Source organism: Chryseobacterium sp. JAH (assembly GCF_001507335.1).
In the GTDB taxonomy this organism is placed as follows: Bacteria; Bacteroidota; Bacteroidia; order Flavobacteriales; family Weeksellaceae; genus Chryseobacterium.
In genome coordinates, this window is record NZ_LMAH01000002.1 from 51,979 (window position 1) to 76,113 (window position 24,135).

The window sequence follows — 24,135 nt, forward strand, 5'->3', positions numbered from 1 at the left end:
ATTAGTTACTTTTAGTAACTTTACATTATTAAATTAAATGACTTAATAAATCTATTATGAAAAATTCTGTATCCTACTCTATTTTAGAACTGGCCATCGTATCAGAAGGAAGCACCTTTAAACAAACGCTGAATAATTCTGTGACCTTAGCAAAAGTGGCCGAAGAACTTGATTATAAGAGATATTGGTTTGCCGAACATCACAATTCTGAATCTGTGGGCAGTAGTGCAACCTCTATTCTAATAGGTTATGTTGCAGAAAATACAAAAAAGATCAGAGTGGGCTCCGGAGGAATTATGCTTCCTAACCATTCACCCTTAATTATTGCTGAACAATTTGGAACCCTTGCGCATTTATATCCTGACAGAATCGATTTAGGTTTGGGAAGAGCTCCTGGCACAGATACACTTACCGCGCAGGCAATTCGAATAGATTTTATGAAAGCCGCTCATTCTTTTCCCGCCGAGGTTGAGAAAATTGAAAATTACTTCTCAAAAGAAAACAAAACGTCAAAGGTGAGAGCTGCCATCGCAGAAGGAACAGATGTGCCCATCTACATTCTGGGATCAAGTACAGACAGTGCTCATCTAGCAGCAGCCAAAGGATTGCCTTATGCCTTTGCGAGTCATTTTGCATCAACACACTTAGTGAATGCTCTTAATATTTACAGACATGAATTTACGCCTTCTGAATTTCTTCAAAATCCTTACACAATCGCCGGAGTGAATGTTGTGATTGCGGATACTGAAGAAGAGGCAGAAAGAGTTTACACCTCACTGATCAGAATGTTTTTTGGCGTACTGACTGGAAATTCCCAACCTCTGCATCCGCCAACAGAGATGACTCAAGATCTCAGAGATATCGTACAGCATCCTAGTCTGCATCAAATGTTGAAATATTCATTTGTAGGCACCAAAGAAACAGTCAAAACACAGCTTCAAGATTTTATTACTGAGACAAATGTTAATGAACTCATTATGGTTTCTACTATTTACTCCATCGAAGATCGAATTAAATCTACCCGCCTCTTTGCTGAAGTGATGATTGAGATTAATGAGGCTTCTTCCGTATAAAATTAATTCTTAAAACATAGATCTTTTTTTCTGAAATCCACCTGATTTTAATGGCTTTTTACACAGTACCGATTCTTTGATTTAAACTTAAAATCAAAGAAATATCAAATTAAAAATAGGCACTCAAACATGCATAAATATTGCCTATATTCGTAGAATTATTATTAATCTGCCATGAAGAAAAAAGTCGTACTCGTACAGGATAATAAAGAGATACTTGAAATTATGGATCAGGTATTAGAAGACGAAGGATATGAAGTTACAGGATCTCTCACAACTGAACCTATAAAAAATATTGAAAGCATAGATCCAGACGTTGTGATTGTAGATGATCACATTAAAGGATCTGTGAAGGGTTCACAAGTCATAAAGGATTTAAAATCTGACCCGAAGACTGATGAGATACCGGCAGTTCTCACCTCAACTTCAAGCAATCTGGCTTCTGAAGCTGCAGAATGTAAAGCCGATGACTATATTGCCAAACCCTTTGGAATTGATGAAATGATCGATGTCGTTAAGAAAAATACTGATATTTAAATGAGTGTTGAAAACTGTGTAAAAATATGATCTTCCGACCTGCTTTTTTATCAAAATAACAAAAAAGGGGTGACACATTTTTGTTCATTATTAAAAATCATATTGAGTAAAAATTGATCTCAATTTGAATTACCACTACAAAGGTTTTTCAGCAGGAAATAAAGTAGTGTAGAGATTGTAAATCATCACTGTGAAAAAATGAAAAAAACACTTTTAAAATTCTGGGTAATCAATATTTTGATAAGTATTTGTTTGTTTGTTATCTACAGAATTTTACTTGCTGAATCCAAAAATCCTGCTGATGAAAATTTCCTTCAAGTTATTCTGTCTATTTTATCGATACTTTTGCAGCTTGGTTTTTCGCTTGTTTATCTTATAGGAATGATCGTTTGCTCATTTATTTTATTTTTGAATCTTTTTGAAAAAATCAGAAATAATTACTTTTTTTCACTCCTCTCATTTTTGGGTCTCCCTTCACTTTGTATCATTATACTGTTGATTGCTGCGATAGCCGACATCTATTCGTTCAACCAAAGCATTCTTTTAAAATTTATTGGTTTTTCACTTATCTATCTTGTATTTACAGGCATACAGTTTTTAATGTTCAGAAAGAAATTAAAAACGGGCGCATTAAAAATGTCGCAGTAACTATCTTACCGTCTTACTTAAACATCTTTATCTTTAAAAATCAAGATTTTCTCAAAAACTAACGATTTCTTTGAATTCCGTTTTTCAGTTTGATAAGTCCATCTGTAAGCAATTTTCTTGGGCAGGCAATATTAATCCGAATAAAACCTTCACCGGCCTTACCATACATCGTTCCTGGGTTTATCCAAAGCCTTTCTTCACTAAGTAAAATTTGAGATAAATCTTCAGAATTTTTATCTAGAGCACGGCAATCTAGCCAGACAAGATAAGTAGCCTCAAGAGGAATGATTTTAATTTCCGGCAAATGCTGTGTGCAGAACTCCAGCAGATAATTGTAATTGTCTTGGAGATAATATTTCAGTTGCTCCATCCATTCTTTTCCATTTCTATAAGCAGCAATCAGTGCAGTGGCAGCCATAGGATTGGGATAGCTGGTTTCCTGAATCTCGAATGTTCTATGAATTTTATTTAAAGTTTCTTTATTCTGAGAAATAATGTAAGAAATCGTCAAACCTGCAAGGTTAAAAGTTTTACACGGTGATCCGCAAGTCACCGTTTGTATTTCATAATTTCCTGCAACTGCAGCGAAAGGTATATGGGTATGACCCTCAAAAATCAAATCTGCATGAATTTCATCTGAAACCACCATCACGTTATGCTTTGAACAAATTTCAGCAATCCGATCTAGCTCTGATCTTTTCCATACTCGTCCGACTGGGTTATGCGGATTGCATAATAAAAGAAGGCTTGTATTCGGATCGGAAGCCTTTAGATCAAGATCATCAAAATCCATTTGATATGTTCCATTTTGGCAGATCAGATTATTCTCGACCATTCCAAAATCACAGTTTTCTAAAAGATGATAAAAATGATTGTAAACCGGAGGCTGAATAATAATATTTTCATCAGCTTTCACAAAGGTCCTTAAAATTGCAGAAAGTGTAGGGATCATCCCAGGACCTGGTAAAATCCACTCTTTTCTGATGACAAAGTGATGAGTATCTATCCACCAGTTTATTATTGCATCAAAAAAATCATCCGGAAGAAGGCTGTAGCCAAAAACACCTTGAGATACTTTATGTAAAATCGTTTCCGTAATTTCCGGTGCTGTTTTAAAATCCATATCTGCAACCCACATGGGCAATACTTGCTCATCTTTTGCAAGATCCCATTTTACAGAATCTGTACCTTTCCTATTGATGATTTCATCAAAGTTGTATTTTGTTGCCATTCATTAATTATTTCAGTGTAAAGATTCTTAAAATTTAGACCATTACACTATTATTTACACGTTCTAAAAAAAACATTCAATAGTCTCAGTCCAAATTTACTCCACAGTTTCCGGTATTTTTTTTAGAATTCCTGCTATACAAAGTTATAGGTTTTGTTGGTATTTCTAGAAACAGCTGCCAGATTTCAAAAGTTCTTTACCTAGCTAAAGTGATGGCCAAAATGGAATTCCCAATGTATGCTGTTTTTATTCTCAAAATGTAATTATATTTCTCAATGGTCTAAATTTTGAGAGCCATGTATTAAAGGTTTATATCTTTTCATTCAATTATTCATCAATCAAATTCAAAATATTATGTACAAGAAAATTTTAGCCGGACTAGGCGGCGCCATCGCATTAAACATTCTTCACGAAACCATCAGAAAAAATTTCGACAATGTTCCTCATATCAATGAAGTGGGCGAAGAAGCACTTTTAAAATTAACGGAACATACCACAGTCAATATTAAGGGTGAGAATACTCTTTATGCAGCGACATTGTTGGGTGACGTGGTAAGTAATGGGTTGTACTACGCAACCACAGCGACCAAAAATGATCTCAGCTCAGGATTGCTTGCGGGTATTGGTGCGATTGCACTTCCAAAGAAAATTGGTCTTAATGATGAGCCTGTTGCTGAGAATACCAAGAAAAAACTAATGACAGTGGGATATTATCTTTTTGGAGCTCTTGTGACAAAATTCATTTATGATAAAATCAAGTAAATTTATTCTGGGACAATAGTTAAAGAAAAAACTCGGTTGTAGGCAACCGAGTTTTTATTATTTTTATTTCAAAGTTTAAGCAGAGTAAGCAGATCTGTTGAGAAAAATATTTTTTCCTGAAATCTTATTTTTTGTTAAACTGTAGATAATTTCAACAGAGAAACTGGAAAATTCGTACAAAACGTATCGCGAATTGCTCACGGTATTTTCATTAATCATTCTACCTTGTCTTAGTACCATGTCATATTGTATCTCATCAGGTAGATTTGTAAATTCGTAGTAAGAAATATTCATAGCTGAGTTTTTTAATGATTAAATCAATTATTGATTGAGTATATGCAATTTGTTGACCAAAATTTAAAAAACTTCTAACCATCAGCAATTTTAATTGAATTATTTAGAAAATAAAAGATTTTGATTCATCCCTACTACTTAAGATCGATGTAGTGAGATTCATATGATTTTTATTAATCTTCAACCAAGAGCCTATTTCTACTGAATGATAAACTAAATTCAATAAATATTTACAATGTTATCTTAGATCAAGATAGAATGGATTTAACTGTCCTATATTTGTTGAAGAATTAGGAGAATAAAATTCTGACATCAATTAATCACAAACATTTAAAAATGTAAACTATGAGTACACTTAAATTAAAAGACGGAACAGAGATTTTTTACAAAGATCAGGGAGAAGGCCAAGTATTAATGTTTCACCACGGATGGCCTCTGTCATCAGATGACTGGGATGCACAGGTAATTTTCTTTTTACAGAGAGGTTACAGAGTTGTGACTCATGACAGAAGAGGTCACGGGCGATCTAGCCAAGATATCTACAACCACACGATTGAGCAATATGCTTCTGATGCAGCAGAATTGGTAGAATTCTTAGATTTGAAAGATGTGGTTCACATTGGTCACTCTACAGGTGGGGGCGAAGTAATCAGATACGTCAATAAATATTCTAACGGAAGAGCAAAAAAAGCTGTATTAATCAGCGCAGTTCCGCCAATTATGGTAGCGAGCGACAGTAATCCTGATGGGGTTCCAATGTCAGTATTTGATGGTATCAGAGAACAGACTTTGAATAACAGACAGCAGTTCTATATTGATTTGACCGTTCCTTTCTACGGTTACAACAGAGAGGGTGCAGATGTGAAAGAAGGTGTGCAAAGAAACTGGTGGAGACAAGGAATGATGGGCGGAATCGTTGCTCATTACGACGGAATCAAAGCTTTTTCTGAAACCGATTTCAGAGAAGACTTACAAAATGTAGATATTCCGGTTTTGGTGCTTCACGGTGAGGATGACCAGATCGTTCCTTATCAAAATGCCGCTTTAAAATCAATTAAATTATTGAAAAACGGTACAATCAAAACATATCCTGGTTTCCCTCACGGAATGCCGACTACGGAAGCAGCGACTATTAACAAAGATCTTTTGGAGTTTATTGAAGCTTAAGTTTAATACAAATTAAAATATGAAAGGGTGAATCTGTGGGTTCACCCTCTTTTTATCTTTACTAATTTTTAATGAACATTATAAATAATTCTAAGCTTTCAGACTGAAATAAAATGTACTTCCTGCACCAATCTCACTTTTCACAGAAATGCTGCCGCCCTGAGCTTCAATAAATTCTTTGCTGATGCTTAAACCCAAGCCGGTACCGTCAGCTTTAGTTCCCGGAATTCTGAAATAGCGGGTAAACACTTTGTCGAGATACTGTTCTTCTATTCCGTATCCATGATCTTTGACAGAAAACTTTACCTCATCGTTATCCTTTTCTACATTAATTTCTATCATTGAGTTTTCATAGGAATAACGGATTGCATTGGAAACAATATTGCTCAAAACCCAAGATGTCTTCTCATAATCGGCGTTCACCAACTCAACGTTTTGATTAATCTTAAATTTAATGATGATCTGCTTATTATCAGCAGCTGACTGATTGGCTGCAATCACACTTTCAATCATTTTATTGATTTCCGAAGGTCTTATATTGAGCTGTACCACTCCGGTTTCCAATTGCGTGAGATTAAGGAGTTCACCAGTAATTTTCAGAAGTCTTACCGTATCTTCTTTAATTCCAACAACCAATTTTTGCTGTTCGTCATTAAGGTTGCCTATTCTCTCATTTTCAAGCAACTGTACGCCCATCTGAATGGATGATATCGGAGTTTTAAACTCATGAGAAACAGTTCCCATAAAATGAGTCTTGGCAAGATCAAGTTCTTTAAAGGGAGTTATATTTCTAAGCATAATGACCTGTCCGATAAAACGTTTACTGTCTTCCCCGGTAGGCAATACGTTAATGTCTAAAATTTCTTTTTCAAAATAATTTTCTTTTCCCTCCACAAAAATTTTCAGCAGCTCCGGTTCGTTTTTTTTCAGGATCTGAGGATCAATGATTTCTCTGATAAGATCACGCACAAGATCATTTCCTACCGCTACATCCTGAATCAGTTTTCCTACAAACTGCTCTTTTTTCAGTCCGCTGATTTTTAAAGCTTCATCGTTTACAAAAAGAACTTTTCGGTGTTCGTCAATCCCAATTACAGCATCATGCATATTATCAATCAGCGTTTCGATACGCTTTTTGCCTTTTAAAATCTTATCCAGTCGGCTTTCAGAATATTCCTGAAGTTTTTCGGCCATTGTATTAAAAGATTTTGCCAGTTCTCCAAACTCACTATTTCCTTCAAAACGTACTCTTTCTCTGTAATTCTGTTTTGCAATCTGATGAATACTGAAAGTTAGCTCACGGATAGGGTTGGCAATATTAGACGGAAGATTAATCATGAGAATAAATGCAATCAGAAAACAAAGTGTTCCCGCAATAGAAATCACTGCGATCGCATTTTCTGCTGTGGTATTGGCAATTCCGCTTTTGATCTGAATAGCGTTCATATTCAGCTGCATCAGTTCGGTAATATCCTTTCTGATCACAGATTTGAGATGTTGATCTGTTGGATTTTTATTTAAATCTGAAAAGTGACTGATGATATTTCGGGTAGCTTCTTTTTCACCGCTTTCTGTGATATTTCGGCTTTGAAGAGTAAGGTTTTTTCGAAATTCTTTTATTGCAAAAGCTGGCTGTGTGTCAATTTCCTCAAGAGACAGCAGCATATTACGTGAGTATTGCAGCGTATTGTAATTCGCAACAAGGATATTCTGTGTGTCTTTTTTCAGCTGATAGATGAACCAGCCGCCAAGTACAGAAAGTATGATTATCATTAAAAACAGGAGACCTACTCCTGCATTAAGCTTTGTTTTTATTTTCATCAGGACAAAATTACTAAATCTACATTTTGTTTTGAAAGTCTTTTGAGTAGCGAATTAAAAGTATCTGTCGCCAGAATAATTCGCCAGATGTCAATATGCGGTTTCCCTATACAGACAGTGGTAATCTTCCTTTCGTCACATTGCTCCATGATGCTCATTGCAACATTTTTACTTTGAATTTTTATAATCTCGGCTCCCAATTCTGTTGCTAACCGAAAATTATTGATCAGATGGCGTTGCTTGCTTAGCGAAATTCTGTCTGCACTTTCTCTTGGAACCTGAACGTAAAGCAAAAACCACTGACTGTTGTAATAATTGGCCAGTCTTGCTGTTTTTCTTATCACATTTTTAGCTGTAATTTCATTTGAACTGATACAGGCAAGAAATCTTTCTTTTTTTAAGACTTTTCCGGTTACAATTTCAGTTTCTACTTTTCTCGTGACCTGAGAGGCAACTTCTTTTAAAGCCAATTCTCGAAGCTGAAGGATATTTTCATTTTTAAAAAAGTTATTAAGAGCAGATTGTACTTTGCTTTTATCATAGATTTTACCTTCTTTCAATCTGGAAATCAATTCGTCTGCAGTGAGATCAATATTCACTACCTCATCCGCCACGGAAAGCACTGTATCAGGAATTCTCTCGGTCACCTCTATTCCTGTCACTGCTTTTACTTCTTCATTCAGACTTTCAATATGCTGAATATTAACAGCACTGATCACATTGATTCCTGCATCTAAAATCTCCAGCACATCCTGCCATCTCTTCTTATTTTTGCTTCCTTCGATATTCGTATGTGCGAGTTCATCGACAATAACAATCTCAGGTCTTAAAACAATGATTGCAGGAACATCAAGCTCTTCCAACTCTTTCCCTTTATAAAACAATTTTCTTCGAGGAATTACAGGTAATCCCTGAAGTAAGTTATGGGTTTCTTTGCGGTTATGGGTTTCTATATAACCTATTTTTACATCAATTCCGTTTTGCAGAAGTACATGCGCTTCCTGCAGCATTCTGTAGGTCTTGCCAACACCGGCGCTCATGCCTATGTAGATTTTCAGTTTTCCCCGCTTTGATGTATTAATGAGTTGCAAAAACTCTTGTGCTGATTTTCTGGGTTCGTCCATTTTACGGTTAATAAAATTTACAAAACTCCCTGCTAAAAATGACAGGGAGATTGTGGTTGTTTTAGAATGAAACAGCAATCGCGGTGACTGCAGTAAGACTGTTTTTTGAAAAACCATCATTTCTCATCATAAAGATAGCATCCTTACTGTTAAGATTCCGAATTTCTGTCCGCCACACGAGATTAGGCAGAATATTGTAGTCAGCATTTAAAGAATAACCAAATGTTTTGAAATCATTTTCAGATCCTGTTGAAATAATGACTCCCTTTTCATCCTGATAATACTCTCCTCTTGCCGTGATGCTGAACTTTTCAGTAGGTGAATATTTAGCAATTAAAACCGGTGTGTACCAAACATTGTACTGCTCGCTTCCTTTTGCCTTCTGTTCAGCGCCAATATCAAACCCTGCTGTAATTCCTAATTTTTTACTGATCTGATAAATTCCATATAAATTGTGGAAATAGCGCATCTGTCGCAGACTGTCAGGTTTATCATTACCGATAAACGATCCGCTGTTCAGTGTCAGTTTTTCATTAGGTTTAAAAATTAGTTGATGTCCGAAAGCAGGAGTTGTGTTTCCATCCACTCTTTTTATTCGCTGCCATCCGTTTAAAACAAGTCCGCTGAAAAACCATTTTCCGCTTTCCGAAGTGTATGAAATCTTAGCTCCAGTCTCGAAATAAGGAGAATTATCTGCGAAAAGACTCCTTGTCAAAGTCCAGTTATCTTTTCCGACAGCACTTTCAAAACCAAGATGCGAAGAGAAAATACCTGCATCTATCCAGAGATTATGTTTTCTAGAAATTTTCACTCCGGCGTTGGCTTCATAAACATTTTTCATGACTCCTTCCTCAGCAGCATAATTTGCATTCATGTACGTTCCTGCTGCGATTGCAAGATTTGCACGGACTTGCTCTGTACTGTAACCTGCTTTTATGAAAGCAAGATTAATATTAACCTCATTATTTCGGTTATGACTGTATACAAATGAAGGACGTGTATTATTTTTAGGATTATTAAAATCTGCCTGATAATAAACTTCTGCATACCCACTTATAGTAAGCGGTTTTCTGAGTGAATCATTCTGAGCTTTCACGGATATACTCAATACCGCTAAAAGTCCAAATATTGTTTTTTTCATTAAATTCTAATTTAAGTATTTTTATTTATTCTCTTGCAATTACTTTTTGACAAGTTGATCCAGTGCTATGTTCAGTTTGAGAATGTTAATTTTTTCAGGACCGAACATTCCCAGGAAAGGTTTCTCAATATTCTCATCAATCAGTGCATTGACTTTTGACTCATCTATGTTTCTGATTTTAGCGATTCTTTTAGCCTGAATATTTGCTGCTTGCACAGAGAAATTAGGATCGAGTCCGCTCCCGCTTGCCGTAACCAAATCTGCAGGAATCTGAGATTTTACAAGTCCTGGATTTTTCATCATCAAAGTGTCGATACGAGCCTGAACCTGATCAAGGTATTCTTTATTTGACGGTGCTTTGTTGCTTCCACCCGACCCTGAAGAATTATAATCAACAGCAGAAGGTCTTGAGGAAAAATACTGATCTTCGGTAAAAGACTGACCAATGTTTGAATAATATGTTTTATTGCCAGACTCCACGGTTTTTCCTTTCCCGTGATTAGGTGAAAGTTGAGCCATTGCGAAAATCAATGCCGGATAAATAACTGCAAGAAGTACAATGCACAATCCTGTTAATTTAATGGCAGGTAAAATATGTTTTTTCATTTTTAATAATTTTAAAAGAATAATGAAACGATAAGATCGATGATTTTAATTCCGATAAATGGAATGATGACACCTCCAAGTCCGAAAATCAACAGATTACGTCTCAGCAATGCTGATGCACCGATCGGCTTGTACGCCACTCCTTTCAGAGCCAATGGAATCAGAATCGGAATAATGATCGCATTAAAAATTACGGCTGAAAGAATTGCACTTTCCGGACTGTGAAGATTCATAATATTGAGACCCTGCAAAGCAGGAATTGCTGTGATAAATAAAGCAGGAATAATGGCAAAATATTTAGCAACATCATTCGCAATACTGAATGTGGTCAGCGTTCCTCTCGTCATCAACAACTGTTTCCCGATTTCTACAACCTCAATAAGTTTCGTGGGGTCATTGTCGAGATCAACCATGTTTCCAGCTTCCTTTGCAGCCTGAGTTCCGCTGTTCATCGCAACACCTACATCAGCCTGTGCCAAAGCAGGTGCGTCATTGGTACCATCTCCCATCATCGCAACCAGACGTCCTTCAGTCTGTTCTTTCTTGATGTAATTCATTTTGTCTTCAGGTTTTGCTTCAGCGATAAAATCATCAACTCCCGCTTTTTCTGCAATAAATTTTGCAGTAAGCGGATTGTCACCTGTTACCATCACTGTTTTTATACCCATTTTTCTAAGACGGTCGAAACGCTCATTGATTCCGGGTTTAATGATATCCTGAAGCTCGATCACACCTAATACTTTTTCGTTTTCAGAAACAACAAGAGGAGTTCCTCCGTTTTGTGAAATTTCTTTTACTTTATCATCAGTTTCCTGTGGAAATGTATTTCCTGCAGTCAGAACAATATTTCTAATCGCATCAGTGGCACCTTTTCGGATTCTGAAGTTATCATAGTTCACTCCCGAACTTCTAGTCTCAGCAGTGAATTTAATGTATTCGGGATTTTCCATTAAATAAATAGCAGGATCAATTCCAGCTAATTCAACAATCGATTTTCCTTCAGGAGTTTCATCGGTCATCGAACTCAATACAGCAGCTTTTATCAACGCTTTTTCATCTACATTATTGGCTGCATAGAAATGAGTTGCTTTACGGTTTCCAATCGTAATGGTTCCTGTTTTATCAAGAAGAAGAACATCAATATCTCCTGCAGTTTCCACCGCTTTTCCACTTTTAGTGATGACATTGGCGCGCAGCGCTCTGTCCATTCCTGCGATACCTATGGCGGATAAAAGTCCACCAATTGTAGTAGGAATAAGGCATACAAAAAGTGAGATAAATGATGCAATGGTAATGCTTACATTGGCATAATCCGCAAAAGGCTTTAACGTGATACAGACGATGATAAACACTAAAGTAAATCCTGCAAGTAAAATTGTTAATGCAATTTCGTTAGGTGTTTTCTGTCTTGAGGCACCTTCTACCAATGCAATCATTTTATCTAAAAAGCTTTCGCCAGGCTGCGTGGTAACTTCTACAACAATTCTGTCTGAAAGAACCTTTGTACCACCAGTCACAGAACTTTTATCGCCACCAGATTCACGAATGACTGGAGCCGATTCTCCGGTAATGGCACTTTCATCAATAGTTGCCAAACCTTCGATAATTTCTCCGTCCGAAGCAATGATATCTCCGGCTTCGCAAACGAAGACATCACCTTTCTGTAGTTTTGAGGAAGAGATAATACTTCCGTCACGTAATCTGGCAGGCGTTTCTTCTCTCGTTTTACGAAGACTGTCTGCCTGAGCTTTTCCTCTCGCTTCCGCGATGGCTTCTGCAAAGTTTCCGAACACAACAGTAAGTAACAGAATGATAAAGACCGTGAAATTATAGGCAAAACTACCCTGAGATTTTTCTCCTGTTAAAGTCCATATACTTACAATGAACATGACGAGAGTTCCAATCCAGACCAGAAACATAACTGGATTTCTGAACATCGTTTTGGGATTGAGTTTTATAAAAGACTGCACAAGAGCTTCCTGCATCAGTTCTTTTTGAAACAATGATTTATTATTCATTTGGAGATATTTATTTTATTTGAAGGCCATCCCAATAGTCGGGACAGGTAATGCGATCGCCGAATCTTTATTTGGTTTTGTTTCCAAATCATGGCGATTTCATTTTATTTTCTTTATCTATTTTATTTCAGTGAAAAATATTCGGCGATCGGACCTAATGCGAGGGCCGGAAAGAATGCCAGGGCTGCAATGATCGCAATCACTGCGAAAATCATGAGTCCAAAAGTTGAGGTGTCTGTTTTCAGCGTTCCTTCACCTTCGGGAATGTATTTTTTCTGAGCCAGTAAGCCTGCAATCGCAATTGGACCGATAATTGGTAAAAAACGACCAAGTAACAGCACAATTCCGGTTGAGATATTCCAGAAAGGATTGTTATCGCCTAAACCTTCAAAACCACTTCCGTTGTTGGCTGCAGATGAGGTAAATTCATACAGCACTTCACTGAAACCATGAAATCCGGGATTGTTGAGCGTACTTGTTCCCACGTCCGGAAAAGCAGTTGCAATAGCGGTTCCCGCCAAAATTAAAAAAGGATGAAAAAGTGCAACAATCATTGCAATCTTCATTTCTCTTGCCTCAATCTTTTTACCTAAAAATTCCGGAGTTCTTCCCACCATAAGACCACTGATGAATACTGCAAGAATGATGTAGATAAATATGTTTAAAATACCTGCTCCGTCACCACCATAAAACGCATTGACCATCATTGCCAACATCTGTGTCATTCCGGAAAGAGGAACAGAACTGTCGTGCATTGAGTTGATTGATCCTGTAGAAATTACGGTTGTTACAATACTCCAAAAGCCTGAAGCTGCCGCGCCGAAACGGATTTCCTTTCCTTCCATTGCGCCGAGTGACTGATCAATTCCCATTGCTGAAATGGCAGGATTTCCATTCATTTCCATAGTGATGGTTGGGATGGCCAACAGAAGAAAACCTGCGGTCATCACTCCAAAAATCATATATCCAAATTTTTTCCTTCTGATAAAATGACCGAAGGCAAAAACCATAGCCATAGGAATGATCAGCTGTGCAAACATCTCAACCATATTGGTAAAATAGGTAGGATTTTCAAGTGGGTGCGCACTGTTGGCTCCGAAGAAACCACCTCCATTGGTTCCGATATGTTTAATCGGTACAAATGCCGCAACAGGACCTGTAGAGACTTCGGTACTGCTTCCCTGCAGCGTTATCACTTTATCCTTCCCATCAAAAGTCATCGGTACTCCTTCAAAAAGAAGAACTGCACCCATGATCAACGATAGAGGAAGAAAAATCCTTGTATTTGATTTCAAAAAGTAATCGTAAAAATTCCCAAGCTTTTCGGTAGATTTTTCACGGAAAGCTTTAAAAATAACGATGGCCGCCGCCATTCCCGTAGCTGCGGAAACAAACTGAAGGAACATCAGCCAAATCTGTCCGAGATAACTTACTCCTGTTTCTCCTGAGTAATGCTGAAGATTGCAGTTCACAAGGAATGAAATGGTGGTATTGAATGCCAGGTCAGGCGACATATCCGGATTACCGTCCGGATTGAGAGGAAGCCAGCTCATGTTCATCAGCACAAGCATACTGATGAAAAACCACAAAAGATTAATCGTCAGAAGTGCGCCGAGATGCTGTTTCCAGTTCATCTCGTTGTCAGGATTAACTCCTGAGATTTTGTAGATCAAAGATTCTACAGGTTTGAAAACAGGATCAAGAAAGGTCTTTTCTCCTGCATATACTTTAGCAATGTATTTTCCAAACGGTATCGCTGGTAATAGCGTTACCAAAAACATGGCTATAATTCCAAAAATTTCAGTGTTCATAGTAGTTTAATGAATTAAAGCAAATTTTTTAACCGTAAAAATCAGATAGATAAAAGCGATCACGAAGCAGATCCAAAAGATCAGTATACTCCACTCTTTTATTTCATTTAAAATCTTACGGTTCATTTGATTATTAATTTTATTTAAAATTCTTCCGGTTTTACGAGTACATAAATCATGTAGAAGAAGATGGCTATTGCTGTGATAAATAATAGGGTCATGAGTATATTTTTATTTTTTTAAATCTTTTCAAAATATTCTACCAAAAAGTAAAACAGAGCGAACAGTAATACTCCCGAAGCCAATAAAATAATTGTGATCATTTTCTTTTTTTTTAATTAAATTGAATAATTGCTGCTGCTACAAAAACTCCGAGAATGACCGCTATGTTGATGGTTACCATCTCAAAATCATGTTTTCCACGAATTGATTTCCATTCTTTCCAGCTTCCGATTTTTCTGATTTTTGTTTTCATATGTAGATTTTTTATCTTAAATTTTAAATTCCTGATTTGTATACCTGATGAAAATAGTTTTCTTGTAAACGCGCAGACATTTTACTGAAAATCATTTTTTTGTAAGTTGGGTCACAGCAAAATGTAAAACTGTCAAGAGAGTAGACGAAAATGTTTTCTATTGCATTTTTTAAGGCTGCGTCGCCTTTGCTGTAAAGCTTATTCATTTTAAGAATAGATTTAATCAGAATTTTCTGATCATTTTCTTTAATCAGTCTTTTGATCTGCTTGGTAAAGACACTGATGACCATGAAGGGCGAATTGGTCTTGTAGGATTCTTTAAAGTCTTCCTGTGTTTCAGGGATCGTTTTGATAATCTCTGTAACGGCATCTGTATGATTCATTTTTTAAATTGTTTTGAATCAGTAATGCCAAGATTTATTCCTCAATAGAAATTTAAGTCACAACCATTTAATTTACAATTAATTAAGACAAAACGTAACAGTTTTAAAAAACAAAAAACCCTATCAAAATGATAGGGTCGTTATCAGAATGGAATCATTCTGTTAGGAAATACTGTATTCTTCTATTTTTCTATACAGGGTAGCAATACCGATTTCTAGAAGCCGTGCTGCTTCCGCTTTATTTCCATTGGTATGCTTTAATATTTTTTGAATCTGCATTCTCTCAGCACTTGCCATAGAAAATGCAGACATCATTTTTGTTTGTAAAGACTGGTTCTGTTCCTGTTTTGAAAGAATATCTACAGGAAGACTGTCTGTCACTAATTCGGATGAGTCTGTCAGAATAACACTCCGCTCGATGACATTCCGAAGTTCACGGATATTACCTTTCCATTGATGGTGTTTTAAAGCTTTTAGATAGTCTTGAGAAAAAGCGGTAATATTTTTTCCCATTTTCTGAGAAAAAGTCTTCAGAAAAAAGCCGGCGAGTGATTCGATATCCGCTACTCTTTCTCGCAAAGATGGAAGTTTAATATTAAAAATATTGATTCTGTAGTACAAATCTTCACGGAAGTTTCCATTTGAAATTTCGGTTTCAAGATCTCTGTTGGTTGCGGCAACGATACGGACGTCGGTTTTAGTCGGTTTGCTGTCTCCCACTTTCAAAAATTCACCTGATTCTAAAACTCTGAGCAGTTTTGCCTGCAAATCAAGAGGCATTTCGCCAATTTCATCCAGAAAAACAGTGCCCAGATTGGCTTCTTCAAAAATACCTTTAGAATCTTTTACGGCACCAGTGAAAGCGCCTGCTTTATGACCAAAAAGTTCATTTTCAAGCAGCTCTTTTCCAAAAGCCGAACAGTTTACTGCAATGAAATTTTTCTTACTTCTATTGCTTGCATGGTGTATTGCCTGTGCAAAAACCTCTTTTCCTGTTCCTGTTTCTCCGGTCAGAAGAACTGTAGCATCTGTAACTGCTACTTTTTGAGCCGAAGAAATAGCATTAGTAATTTCAACAGATTTACCAATGATGCTTTTAAAGGACTGTTTGGAATCCAACTGTTTCTCAAGCTGTAAAACTCTTTTGTTGAGCGAAACTTTCTCTGCAGCTTTATAAAGCAACGGAAGAATTTTCGTATTGTCATCTCCCTTTGTGATATAATCGAAGGCACCGTTTTTGATCGCCATCACACCATCAGGAATATTTCCAAAAGCTGTCAGAAGAATAATTTCCACAGCGGGAAACTGATCTTTCACTGTTTTTGAAAAGTCTACTCCGCTACCGTCTGGAAGTTTAACATCGCATAGTACAATGTCAACATCGGAGATCTCAAGTCGTTTGAGTCCGCTTTTAAGATTTCCCGCCTCAAAGACTTCAAAACCTTCAAGACTGATAATACGTGATAAAAGCGACCTTATTTTCGCTTCGTCGTCAATGATTAAAACTGTATTCAATGGAGTGATATACTTTAAATTAATATAAAAAATAGCATACTTCAAATACATATACTATCCTCAATATTTTATCAAAGATAGATATTGTGAGATAAATTTTCCTTTAAATCAATTCAAAAAAAAAATCAATTGAGATTGAGATAGCTTTTAATGGTTTTTAAAACACCAAAATTATTATTGCTTGCGGCTTCGAATTTCGCTGCTTCTTTTACAGACGGATGCGCATTTTCCATAGCGTAAGAATATTCTGCCTTCTTAAGCATTTCGATATCATTCATATAATCGCCAAAAACCATCGTTTGCTTCGGAGTGATATTGAGCGTTTTTTGAAGCTTTTCTAAAGCGTTGCCTTTGTTGATATCTTTATTCATAATATCCAACCAGTATTTTCCTGAAACAACGACCTCAAGATTGTACTTCTGAAACTTTTCCAAAGCAGGATACAAATGTTCTTCGGATCCTTCCGGATGGTACACCGCAATTTTAAAAATACTGTCATCAAGTGCAAAAGTGAGATCGTCTAATTTTTGATTACCGGTGTAGAACTGTGCAATATAATCGATAAACTCCTGATTTTCGGTTTCGTAATACGCTCTCTTTTTACCTGATACCACGACAGTTGCTCCGGAAATTTCACGGATGGTATTGATGATTTCTGCTACATATTGTTCCTCTAATTTATCAACAAAAAGTTCTTCATTTTTGTAAATCATGTAACCGCCGTTTTCAGCGATAAAAGCCATTTCGTTTTCTTTGTCTCCGAAGTATTTTGTAATGCCTAACATCTGCCTGCCGCTTGCAGGAACAAAGAGGATATTCCGTTTTTTCAGTTCTTCATAAATTTCAGGAAATTCTGGGCTTACTTGATGTTCAGAGTTAAGAAATGTCCCATCCATATCCGTCACTATCAACCTAATATCATTCATAAATCAATCATTAAAAATCAAAGATAGTGGATAATAATTTGTTTCATTGCTTGAAAACAAAACATAACAATATTTTAACAAAAAATCAGATTTGACAGCCTTATTTTATCAGTTTATTATTGCTTTTTTTATACAGCTTTGCATCAAATTTATAATATCGCGCCGCACGATGTGCTACATTAGATTCAATCTCATCAAGCGGGATGATATAATTGAATGATGATACTTTTTTATGAAAATTTTTAATATCAATATGCTTTTCACTTAATGCATTATATAACTGATATAACTGCCTGATGGTAAACTTTTTAGGAAGCAATTCAAAGATAATTGAAAAGTCAGATTCTATCCATTTTCTTATCTCTACCAAAGACTCTTTGATGATCTTATTATGGTCGAAAGGAAGTAGAGGAACTTTGTCTATGGGGCACCAGTCTACGGTATCATATTTTGTACTGTTGATTTTGTGATCAATTTTACAAAGAGAAAGATAAGCCACGGTAATAATCCTATCAATCTGATGATTGTATTCTTTCTGCATCCATTTGATGTCGTATTCACTGCTTGCACGGGCTGGGTCTGCGAAACATTTGAACTGTTTTAACACCATTTTTTTAATCCCGGTCAATTCATGAAGTACACGTTCTGCGGCATCATCTACATCTTCATTACTCAGAATAAGACTTCCAGGCAATCTTTTTTCACGCTCGGGAACATCGATAAGGTGTCGCTGAACCAACAAAATATTAAGTTGATTTTCGCGATCAAATCCGAAAACAACGCAATCAACAGAAACATATGTATGAATAAAACTCGAACTCATGTGACAAATATAAATATTCAGATGAAATAAAAAAGCATCAAACAGCCATGAATATTACATTTTTAAAGTTTAATTGAGTGTTTTGAAAGTCTATTTCATATTTTATCACTGGATTTGAATCTTTTTTTTAAAATATAAGATACATTCAAAAATAAAATGTACAACATTAATTTTAAAAGATTTAAACACTCATTATAATGCAAAAATTCATAAATTTCTACGTAAAAATTTATAAATCATCACAGCATACACTTGTGTTGATTTGTTATCTGGTCTATCTTTACAAAAGAAATTAAAAAGCAAGACAGCTTTGTGATGATTAAGCACCAAACCATGAATTACAAATAATTGACTTGTCAATAAACTTCACACCACACAAAATCTTTAATATTGAAAAAGGCAAAACATTTATGTTTTGTCTTTTTTTTTTTGAATATACTAATTCTCTTAGTTCAGAAAGTCACTGCATTTCTTAGAAAAAATGTTTCAGAAAGAAGCATCATACCTATTCATAAAATAGATAAGTATATTTAGTATTAATGAAACGAGTTAGTAAATAAGTTAATTATTGACAGCGGATTTAAATTTATTGATCACCGGATTTGCATACATTGCAAGAAAGCCATCTTTTAGTTCAAGATTATTGATATCAATACGCATTTCGAGGCGGCGCTCAAATAACTGCTTTTCTTTCTGGGTATAGTTTTCAGAAAAGTGATTGGTGTCATGCAGTAAATCGTACGCAATATAATTTGTTGGCCAAAGCTTATAATTTGTGATGATTGAGTCATCAATAATCTGTGCAATTGCCTGAAGCTGTTTGTTTTTATTGTCAAATTTTAATTCAAGATCTTCATATTCACAGCTGAGAACACTCCCGGCATGAAGGTGAATACGTTTTTTCTGTCCCAATACTCCACTCATCATGTTTGTAAAATCTTCATCTTTTGTTTTCACATACACTTCGTCTTTCTGCTTTGCCATTAGCTGTGGCATCTTCAGAACATCTGTGGGATCATACTCATAAGAAATCGACAACGGAACTATTTTAAGTTCGTTGAAAAAATCTGAAAGAGAATAATTTTCTGAAGCCATGGCAAGCATTTTCAAAACACCCTGCTGTGTTGCATCATTACCGTCTTTTGTGCGTCCCTCACGCTGAGCAATCCATACAGAGCGGTTTTCAGATTTTAGGAGCTGAAAAATATATTCAGACATCAACTGAGAACTTTTCAACTGCTCTCTAAGCGGTAAACCTCTTTGTACCAAAAAATTACGGTTCAGTTTTGCTAAAGTATGAAGAAATGGCTGCTTCACAAGATTATCACCAATTGCTGAAGAGGTCATGATAAAACCTTTCTCTAAAAGAACCAAGTTGACAAGTGATGTATCTAAAACAATATCTCTATGGTTTGACACAAAAAGGTATGCTGTATTTTTATCGAGTTTTTCGAAACCTGACGTGGTCAGTCCCTGAGAACTGCTCTCCAAAATCTTCTGAATAGTATGAGAAATAAAATTCTTCTGAAAATCACCAATTGACACCGTTTTTTTTAAGTTCTCTGCCCAAACTTTATCCTCTGTATTCGGAAAGGTGAAATTCATCAGCGCTTTCATCATTGGATGACGGATTATATTTTGTACAGCTTCATTGACCTCACTGTCATAAAATGGCCTTATATGATCGAACTTCGACATAGAATTATTAGGGTTTAATTCGATTTGCAAAAAAACAAAAAATTATTGAAGACTCCCCTATTAACTTTAAAAGACATTTGTATGTCATGAATATGTATATTACAACAAATTATTCAATTCAATTTTTTGTACTTCAACTAATTTGGGTAATTTAGATTCATTGAAAAAGTAATTGCAATTTATATTGGTTGTATTTTCACGCACACCATAGCCATTATCCACTAACTTTTCAATTACATACTGCTTGATAATTCAAAAAGAAAAAACAAAAAAGTGAATACAAGTACTGCCAATTTTTACAATAAATTTTCAGGGTTCTATCCTTGTGTAGATTTGTTTTTGAGACCACAAAAACAGAGATTATTTCATGAGATTAACATATTACCCAGTGGAAAACTACTTGAAATAGGTGTCGGAAATGGATCCCACTTACCACTTTATAAAAAGCATACCGTCATAGGAATTGATACATCGGCTAATATGCTTGCGATTGCCAGAAAAAATCAAAGTCATAAAATTGAACTTATTCAAATGAATGGTGAAAATCTTTTCTTTGAAGATCAAAGTTTTGATTATGTGGTTTTATCACACACAATTGCTGTGGTTGATCATCCGGACAAACTGTTGGAAGAATGCTACAGAGTATTGAAAGCCGACGGAAAAATACTGATACTCAATCATTTTACACCAAAGAATTGGCTGAGATATATTGACTATTCTTTCCTTTATTTTTCAAAAATATTTCATTTCAGATCATTATTTCATGTTGAAAGTCTGAACACTTTAAAGAAATTCACACTTTTGAACGAAATAAATTTTGGCAAATTCTCTTATTTCAAACTTTTAATTTATTGTAAGGCGTGAAAAAAAACTATTTTATTATCCTGTTTCCTTTGATGATCAGCCTTTGTATCTATCTGTTTTATCGAACAGAAAATACGATTATTACCCGGATACTTATTTCCATAATTTCCCATGAACATTTTGAGGTTTTAAGAAATAGAATTACCAACATTCTTCCTCTGAATGAACACATTGTCAATTCGCTACCAGAAGGTTTGTGGGTTTTCTGTATTACCCTGACATCTAAAAATCTATATTTAAAAATCACAAAAACAAAAATAAATCTGCTCTTTATGCCGTTAGTTTTTTCAATTGGTTTGGAATTTTTCCAACTTTTAAATATAACAAACGGCAGGTTTGACTTTTGGGATATTGGTTTTTCACTAGTTTTTTGGATAATTGCCCATTATTTTGTACTATCCGCGGGTCTAAAACAGAATGTATTCCGTCCGTTCACCAATAGAAGTTTAATCTGCATTTTAACTTATCTAATTGTGTATCTGGCTCATGTATCGAAATAAAAAACTGGTAATTTCAGATCTTTCGAAATATTCAGTACTCTTAGTTATAAGTATAATTGAATAGGATTCCACTATCAGATTTTTAGTTATTTATTTTAACTCATTTTTAAAAAATAAAATGGGAAAATCATTTTATTAATAGCATCTGACAAGAATTGGAATATGTTTTGTTTTATCTAATCATCTGAAATACTTAACGATGAAAAAAAACAACTCTGGTCCGAAAACCAATCGCAAAAAATGGTTTTGGGGAATTACAGCCATCATTCTTTTAATTGTCGCAGTATTTCCATTTGCTCTAGACTTTTACCTTCAAAAGAAACTACCCGATATTATCAATAAAAAAACGCCTTATAAGCTTACGCTCAAAAACTTTAACCTCAGTCTGATATCAGGTGATTTTACGGCTACCGATCTTAAAATTTCCACCAAAAATCCTGAAGATAAAAAGATAACGCAAATTAAAGGTGAGATAAAAAAGATAGAAATCCACGATTTTGGAGTTTGGAAAGCACTTTTCAGCAAATCTTATCATGCTGATCAGTTTCTTCTGTACGACTCAAATGTAGAGATGAGATTAGCACCAAAATCTGAAAAAGAAAAAAAATCTGTAAAAAAAACAGACCTTCATATCAACAACATCGTTTTGAACAATGTTTTTGCAGATATAACCAATGCTGAAGGAAAGCCGGTTTTCAAAGGAAAAAATATTAATATTAAACTTAAAGACATTCAGCAGAATGATGATGAAGCCAAAATCCCTATCGCTTTTAAAGAATTTAAAATTGATGCACAGGATGTCAAAATAGGTGTAAATGACTTCTATCAGATTAATTCAGATAAAATTTATGCGGCCAATAAAACTTTAGATTTAAGAAAATTTCATTTGATTCCAATTCAGAGTCCATCAAAATACAATTCTAAAAACGTCTTCGATTTTGCTTCCGAACGACTTTTAGCAAAGGATTTTAATATCAGTCAGGATTCATTGATTGTTTCAGATATCATTTTCACACAGCCCAATCTCAAGGTTACCTCAACCGGAAAAAACACTATTGAAAAGGAAAAAAATCCTAAAGAAATAGAAATGAAAATCGGGTTGAGAAATATTGATTTTCAAAAAGGTAAAATCGTCGTTTTGCAGTCAAATCAAGATAAAACAGCATCCGTAGACAATTTTAATTTTAAACTCACCGATATTATTTTTGATAAAAATACGGTTAAAGAGAAAATTCCATTCAGATTTACGAATCACGATATCGAAGCAGATAATATCTATCTTAAAGCTAACAGTTTGCAGGCTGTAAAAATTAAGAAGATTTCTTCTAAGAATTCTGATATTTTAATCGAAAAATTTCAGATGATGGCATTGGGAAAAAGTACTCATAAAGACCTTTTCAATGTGGACACTGAAGAAATAAAAATCATTAATAATAAGACCAAGTACATCGGTCAGAAACTGAACGTTCAGATTGACGGACTAGAGATTAAGACACCAGACATTAAATTCATTTCCGCAAGCCAAAAATCTAAGCAGAAAAAAAACAACGCTACACCACCGGATTTTGCTTTAAATCTAGGATTTATCAAAATATCAAACGGAAAATTCACACAGACCAGTCAGGGAAAAGAAAAGTTGTCTGTTGGGAAATTTAATGTTCAGCTGAACCAAATTGTATCCGGAAATAATTATCTAAAAAATGATTTACCATTTAAAGTCAACAATCATGCAGTAAGCGCACAACGTGTTTTTCTTGATGCAGGAAAATATTATACGCTGAAAGTCGGTGAGGTTACAAATACGGGAAGAAAAACTGAAATGAAGGATTTGCAGTACCTGCCAAAATACTCAAGAGCGGCATTCAGTAGAGTCATTTCTAAAGAATCAGACCTTTACACTATTACGGTAAAAAAAATCGGCATCACAGATTCAAACTCAAGATTTATTAAAAATTCTGTAATCGATATAAGTAAAGTAGATATAGACGGACTACGTTGCAATATTTACCACGATCTTGCCCCACCTGACGACAATGCAGCAAGAGTTCTTTTCAGTAAAAAACTTCGAGCTATAAAAATTCCGATGTTTGTAAAAACTGTTTCGATTAAAAACTCGAATTTAGTTTATGAAGAAAATGCAGAAAACAGTCAGATTCCCGGGAAACTTACGTTTGATCGTTTCGCAATCAATATCAGCAATGTGAATAATGGAAAAATGAAGGGTCGTCCAACAATCATTACCGCAGATGCAAATTTTGCTTTCTACGGCACTGCCGATACTACAGTCAATTGGAAATTTGATGTCTCAAACCCTGAAGATAAATTTACAATTAATGGGAAAATTCTTAAACTTTCGGCCGATAATGTTAATCTTTTTGTACGTCCCTATCTTAATGTAACTCTGGATGGAAATATTGAATACTTAAAGTTTGATTATTATGGAAGCAATGCTGGAATCGCCGGTAATTTCTACTTTAAATATAATGAAATGTATGTGAATCTTCTCAATAAAAAGGGAAATGAAAGAAAACTCTTGACTAAGGTTGCCAACTGGTTTGTAAAAAATGAATCAACAGGAGAACCCGATCACGTAGTCATCGAAAAAAAGAGAGAAGCAGATAGAAGTTTCTTCAGTATGCTTTGGCAGGGAATCATGGAGGGACTTAAAAAATATCTGATTTAAATTTTAGGTATTTTAGATCAAATTCTGTTTAAATT

General features: G+C 35.2%; 21 protein-coding genes. 7 read left to right on the forward strand and 14 right to left on the reverse strand.

Going from position 1 to position 24,135, the window contains the following annotated elements; genetic code table 11:
- Positions 1-56: 56 nt before the first annotated feature.
- The 3 genes from AR685_RS03955 to AR685_RS03965 all read left to right on the forward strand — a co-directional run bounded on the left by AR685_RS03955 (position 57) and on the right by AR685_RS03965 (position 2,258).
- A complete protein-coding gene (locus AR685_RS03955) occupies positions 57-1,073 on the forward strand; it encodes an LLM class flavin-dependent oxidoreductase (RefSeq protein ID WP_059123801.1) in 1,017 nt (338 codons plus the stop codon).
- A 174-nt stretch (positions 1,074-1,247) separates the two neighbouring features.
- Positions 1,248-1,610 (forward strand): two-component system response regulator, encoded by a 363-nt coding sequence (locus tag AR685_RS03960; RefSeq protein ID WP_047442977.1) that lies wholly within the window; start codon positions 1,248-1,250, stop codon positions 1,608-1,610.
- 198 nt (positions 1,611-1,808) lie between these two features.
- Positions 1,809-2,258, forward strand: a complete 450-nt coding sequence (locus AR685_RS03965; RefSeq protein WP_059123802.1) for a hypothetical protein — start codon at positions 1,809-1,811, stop codon at positions 2,256-2,258.
- 58 nt (positions 2,259-2,316) lie between these two features.
- Here AR685_RS03965 and AR685_RS03970 read toward each other — a convergent pair whose 3' ends face one another.
- Complete coding sequence (locus AR685_RS03970) at positions 2,317-3,489, reverse strand: MalY/PatB family protein (RefSeq protein WP_059123803.1); 1,173 nt, start codon at positions 3,487-3,489, stop codon at positions 2,317-2,319.
- A 354-nt stretch (positions 3,490-3,843) separates the two neighbouring features.
- Between AR685_RS03970 and AR685_RS03975 the strand changes: the two genes are divergently transcribed.
- Positions 3,844-4,251, forward strand: coding sequence for a hypothetical protein (locus tag AR685_RS03975; protein WP_059123804.1), 408 nt, complete (start codon positions 3,844-3,846; stop codon positions 4,249-4,251).
- 75 nt (positions 4,252-4,326) lie between these two features.
- Here AR685_RS03975 and AR685_RS18000 read toward each other — a convergent pair whose 3' ends face one another.
- Positions 4,327-4,545 carry a hypothetical protein gene (locus tag AR685_RS18000; protein WP_047442973.1) on the reverse strand — a complete coding sequence of 73 codons (219 nt, stop codon included), beginning with the start codon at positions 4,543-4,545 and terminating at the stop codon, positions 4,327-4,329.
- Between the two features lie 345 nt (positions 4,546-4,890).
- On the opposite strand from AR685_RS18000, the gene AR685_RS03980 reads away from it, so the two are divergent.
- Positions 4,891-5,712 carry an alpha/beta fold hydrolase gene (locus AR685_RS03980; protein ID WP_047442972.1) on the forward strand — a complete coding sequence of 274 codons (822 nt, stop codon included), beginning with the start codon at positions 4,891-4,893 and terminating at the stop codon, positions 5,710-5,712.
- Between the two features lie 90 nt (positions 5,713-5,802).
- Here the strand turns inward: AR685_RS03980 and AR685_RS03985 are convergent, their stop codons facing one another.
- The 12 genes from AR685_RS03985 to AR685_RS04035 form a co-directional block, all read right to left on the reverse strand.
- Complete coding sequence (locus AR685_RS03985) at positions 5,803-7,533, reverse strand: sensor histidine kinase (protein ID WP_047442971.1); 1,731 nt, start codon at positions 7,531-7,533, stop codon at positions 5,803-5,805.
- Complete coding sequence (locus tag AR685_RS03990) at positions 7,533-8,657, reverse strand: histidine kinase (RefSeq protein WP_059123805.1); 1,125 nt, start codon at positions 8,655-8,657, stop codon at positions 7,533-7,535. Before AR685_RS03990 ends, AR685_RS03985 begins: the two co-directional genes overlap by 1 nt.
- 61 nt (positions 8,658-8,718) lie before the next feature.
- Positions 8,719-9,798, reverse strand: a complete 1,080-nt coding sequence (locus tag AR685_RS03995; RefSeq protein WP_059123806.1) for a porin — start codon at positions 9,796-9,798, stop codon at positions 8,719-8,721.
- A 39-nt stretch (positions 9,799-9,837) separates the two neighbouring features.
- Positions 9,838-10,404, reverse strand: coding sequence for a K(+)-transporting ATPase subunit C (locus tag AR685_RS04000; protein ID WP_059123807.1), 567 nt, complete (start codon positions 10,402-10,404; stop codon positions 9,838-9,840).
- Between the two features lie 11 nt (positions 10,405-10,415).
- Positions 10,416-12,422: a potassium-transporting ATPase subunit KdpB gene (gene kdpB, locus AR685_RS04005; protein WP_059123808.1), complete on the reverse strand. Its 2,007-nt coding sequence runs from the start codon at positions 12,420-12,422 to the stop codon at positions 10,416-10,418.
- Between the two features lie 122 nt (positions 12,423-12,544).
- On the reverse strand, positions 12,545-14,233 hold the full coding sequence (gene kdpA, locus AR685_RS04010; protein ID WP_059123809.1) for a potassium-transporting ATPase subunit KdpA: 1,689 nt from the start codon (positions 14,231-14,233) through the stop codon (positions 12,545-12,547).
- Between the two features lie 334 nt (positions 14,234-14,567).
- Complete coding sequence (locus tag AR685_RS18065; protein ID WP_165592797.1) at positions 14,568-14,708, reverse strand: hypothetical protein; 141 nt, start codon at positions 14,706-14,708, stop codon at positions 14,568-14,570.
- Between the two features lie 23 nt (positions 14,709-14,731).
- Positions 14,732-15,091, reverse strand: coding sequence for a hypothetical protein (locus tag AR685_RS04015; RefSeq protein WP_047442966.1), 360 nt, complete (start codon positions 15,089-15,091; stop codon positions 14,732-14,734).
- Positions 15,092-15,253: 162 nt separating this feature from the next.
- Positions 15,254-16,657 carry a sigma-54-dependent transcriptional regulator gene (locus AR685_RS04020; protein WP_052187719.1) on the reverse strand — a complete coding sequence of 468 codons (1,404 nt, stop codon included), beginning with the start codon at positions 16,655-16,657 and terminating at the stop codon, positions 15,254-15,256.
- Positions 16,658-16,731: 74 nt separating this feature from the next.
- Positions 16,732-17,532 carry a Cof-type HAD-IIB family hydrolase gene (locus AR685_RS04025; protein ID WP_047442965.1) on the reverse strand — a complete coding sequence of 267 codons (801 nt, stop codon included), beginning with the start codon at positions 17,530-17,532 and terminating at the stop codon, positions 16,732-16,734.
- 100 nt (positions 17,533-17,632) lie between these two features.
- Entirely contained in the window at positions 17,633-18,355 is a 723-nt protein-coding gene (locus tag AR685_RS04030; protein WP_047442964.1) for an NUDIX hydrolase, read from the reverse strand.
- Between the two features lie 561 nt (positions 18,356-18,916).
- Positions 18,917-20,053, reverse strand: a complete 1,137-nt coding sequence (locus AR685_RS04035; protein ID WP_059123810.1) for a 1-acyl-sn-glycerol-3-phosphate acyltransferase — start codon at positions 20,051-20,053, stop codon at positions 18,917-18,919.
- Positions 20,054-20,326: 273 nt separating this feature from the next.
- Here AR685_RS04035 and AR685_RS04040 point away from each other — a divergent pair, with 273 nt between their 5' ends.
- Entirely contained in the window at positions 20,327-20,917 is a 591-nt protein-coding gene (locus AR685_RS04040; RefSeq protein ID WP_059123811.1) for a class I SAM-dependent methyltransferase, read from the forward strand.
- Positions 20,918-21,616: 699 nt separating this feature from the next.
- Positions 21,617-24,100: a hypothetical protein gene (locus AR685_RS04050; RefSeq protein WP_059123812.1), complete on the forward strand. Its 2,484-nt coding sequence runs from the start codon at positions 21,617-21,619 to the stop codon at positions 24,098-24,100.
- Positions 24,101-24,135 lie beyond the last annotated feature (35 nt).

Bases quoted from the DNA above. Each gene is read 5' to 3' on its own strand.
- kdpA (WP_059123809.1), bottom strand. From the start codon at position 14,233: ATGAACACTGAAATTTTTGGAATTATAGCCATGTTTTTGGTAACGCTA.
- AR685_RS03975 (WP_059123804.1), top strand. From the start codon at position 3,844: ATGTACAAGAAAATTTTAGCCGGACTAGGCGGCGCCATCGCATTAAAC.
- AR685_RS03985 (WP_047442971.1), bottom strand. From the start codon at position 7,533: ATGAAAATAAAAACAAAGCTTAATGCAGGAGTAGGTCTCCTGTTTTTA.
- AR685_RS18000 (WP_047442973.1), bottom strand. From the start codon at position 4,545: ATGAATATTTCTTACTACGAATTTACAAATCTACCTGATGAGATACAA.
- AR685_RS03965 (WP_059123802.1), top strand. From the start codon at position 1,809: ATGAAAAAAACACTTTTAAAATTCTGGGTAATCAATATTTTGATAAGT.
- kdpB (WP_059123808.1), bottom strand. From the start codon at position 12,422: ATGAATAATAAATCATTGTTTCAAAAAGAACTGATGCAGGAAGCTCTT.
- AR685_RS03960 (WP_047442977.1), top strand. From the start codon at position 1,248: ATGAAGAAAAAAGTCGTACTCGTACAGGATAATAAAGAGATACTTGAA.
- AR685_RS03980 (WP_047442972.1), top strand. From the start codon at position 4,891: ATGAGTACACTTAAATTAAAAGACGGAACAGAGATTTTTTACAAAGAT.
- AR685_RS03995 (WP_059123806.1), bottom strand. From the start codon at position 9,798: ATGAAAAAAACAATATTTGGACTTTTAGCGGTATTGAGTATATCCGTG.
- AR685_RS04015 (WP_047442966.1), bottom strand. From the start codon at position 15,091: ATGAATCATACAGATGCCGTTACAGAGATTATCAAAACGATCCCTGAA.
- AR685_RS04000 (WP_059123807.1), bottom strand. From the start codon at position 10,404: ATGAAAAAACATATTTTACCTGCCATTAAATTAACAGGATTGTGCATT.
- AR685_RS03990 (WP_059123805.1), bottom strand. From the start codon at position 8,657: ATGGACGAACCCAGAAAATCAGCACAAGAGTTTTTGCAACTCATTAAT.
- AR685_RS18065 (WP_165592797.1), bottom strand. From the start codon at position 14,708: ATGAAAACAAAAATCAGAAAAATCGGAAGCTGGAAAGAATGGAAATCA.
- AR685_RS04025 (WP_047442965.1), bottom strand. From the start codon at position 17,532: ATGAATGATATTAGGTTGATAGTGACGGATATGGATGGGACATTTCTT.
- AR685_RS04030 (WP_047442964.1), bottom strand. From the start codon at position 18,355: ATGAGTTCGAGTTTTATTCATACATATGTTTCTGTTGATTGCGTTGTT.
- AR685_RS04050 (WP_059123812.1), top strand. From the start codon at position 21,617: ATGAAAAAAAACAACTCTGGTCCGAAAACCAATCGCAAAAAATGGTTT.
- AR685_RS03955 (WP_059123801.1), top strand. From the start codon at position 57: ATGAAAAATTCTGTATCCTACTCTATTTTAGAACTGGCCATCGTATCA.
- AR685_RS04035 (WP_059123810.1), bottom strand. From the start codon at position 20,053: ATGTCGAAGTTCGATCATATAAGGCCATTTTATGACAGTGAGGTCAAT.
- AR685_RS03970 (WP_059123803.1), bottom strand. From the start codon at position 3,489: ATGGCAACAAAATACAACTTTGATGAAATCATCAATAGGAAAGGTACA.
- AR685_RS04020 (WP_052187719.1), bottom strand. From the start codon at position 16,657: ATGTATTTGAAGTATGCTATTTTTTATATTAATTTAAAGTATATCACT.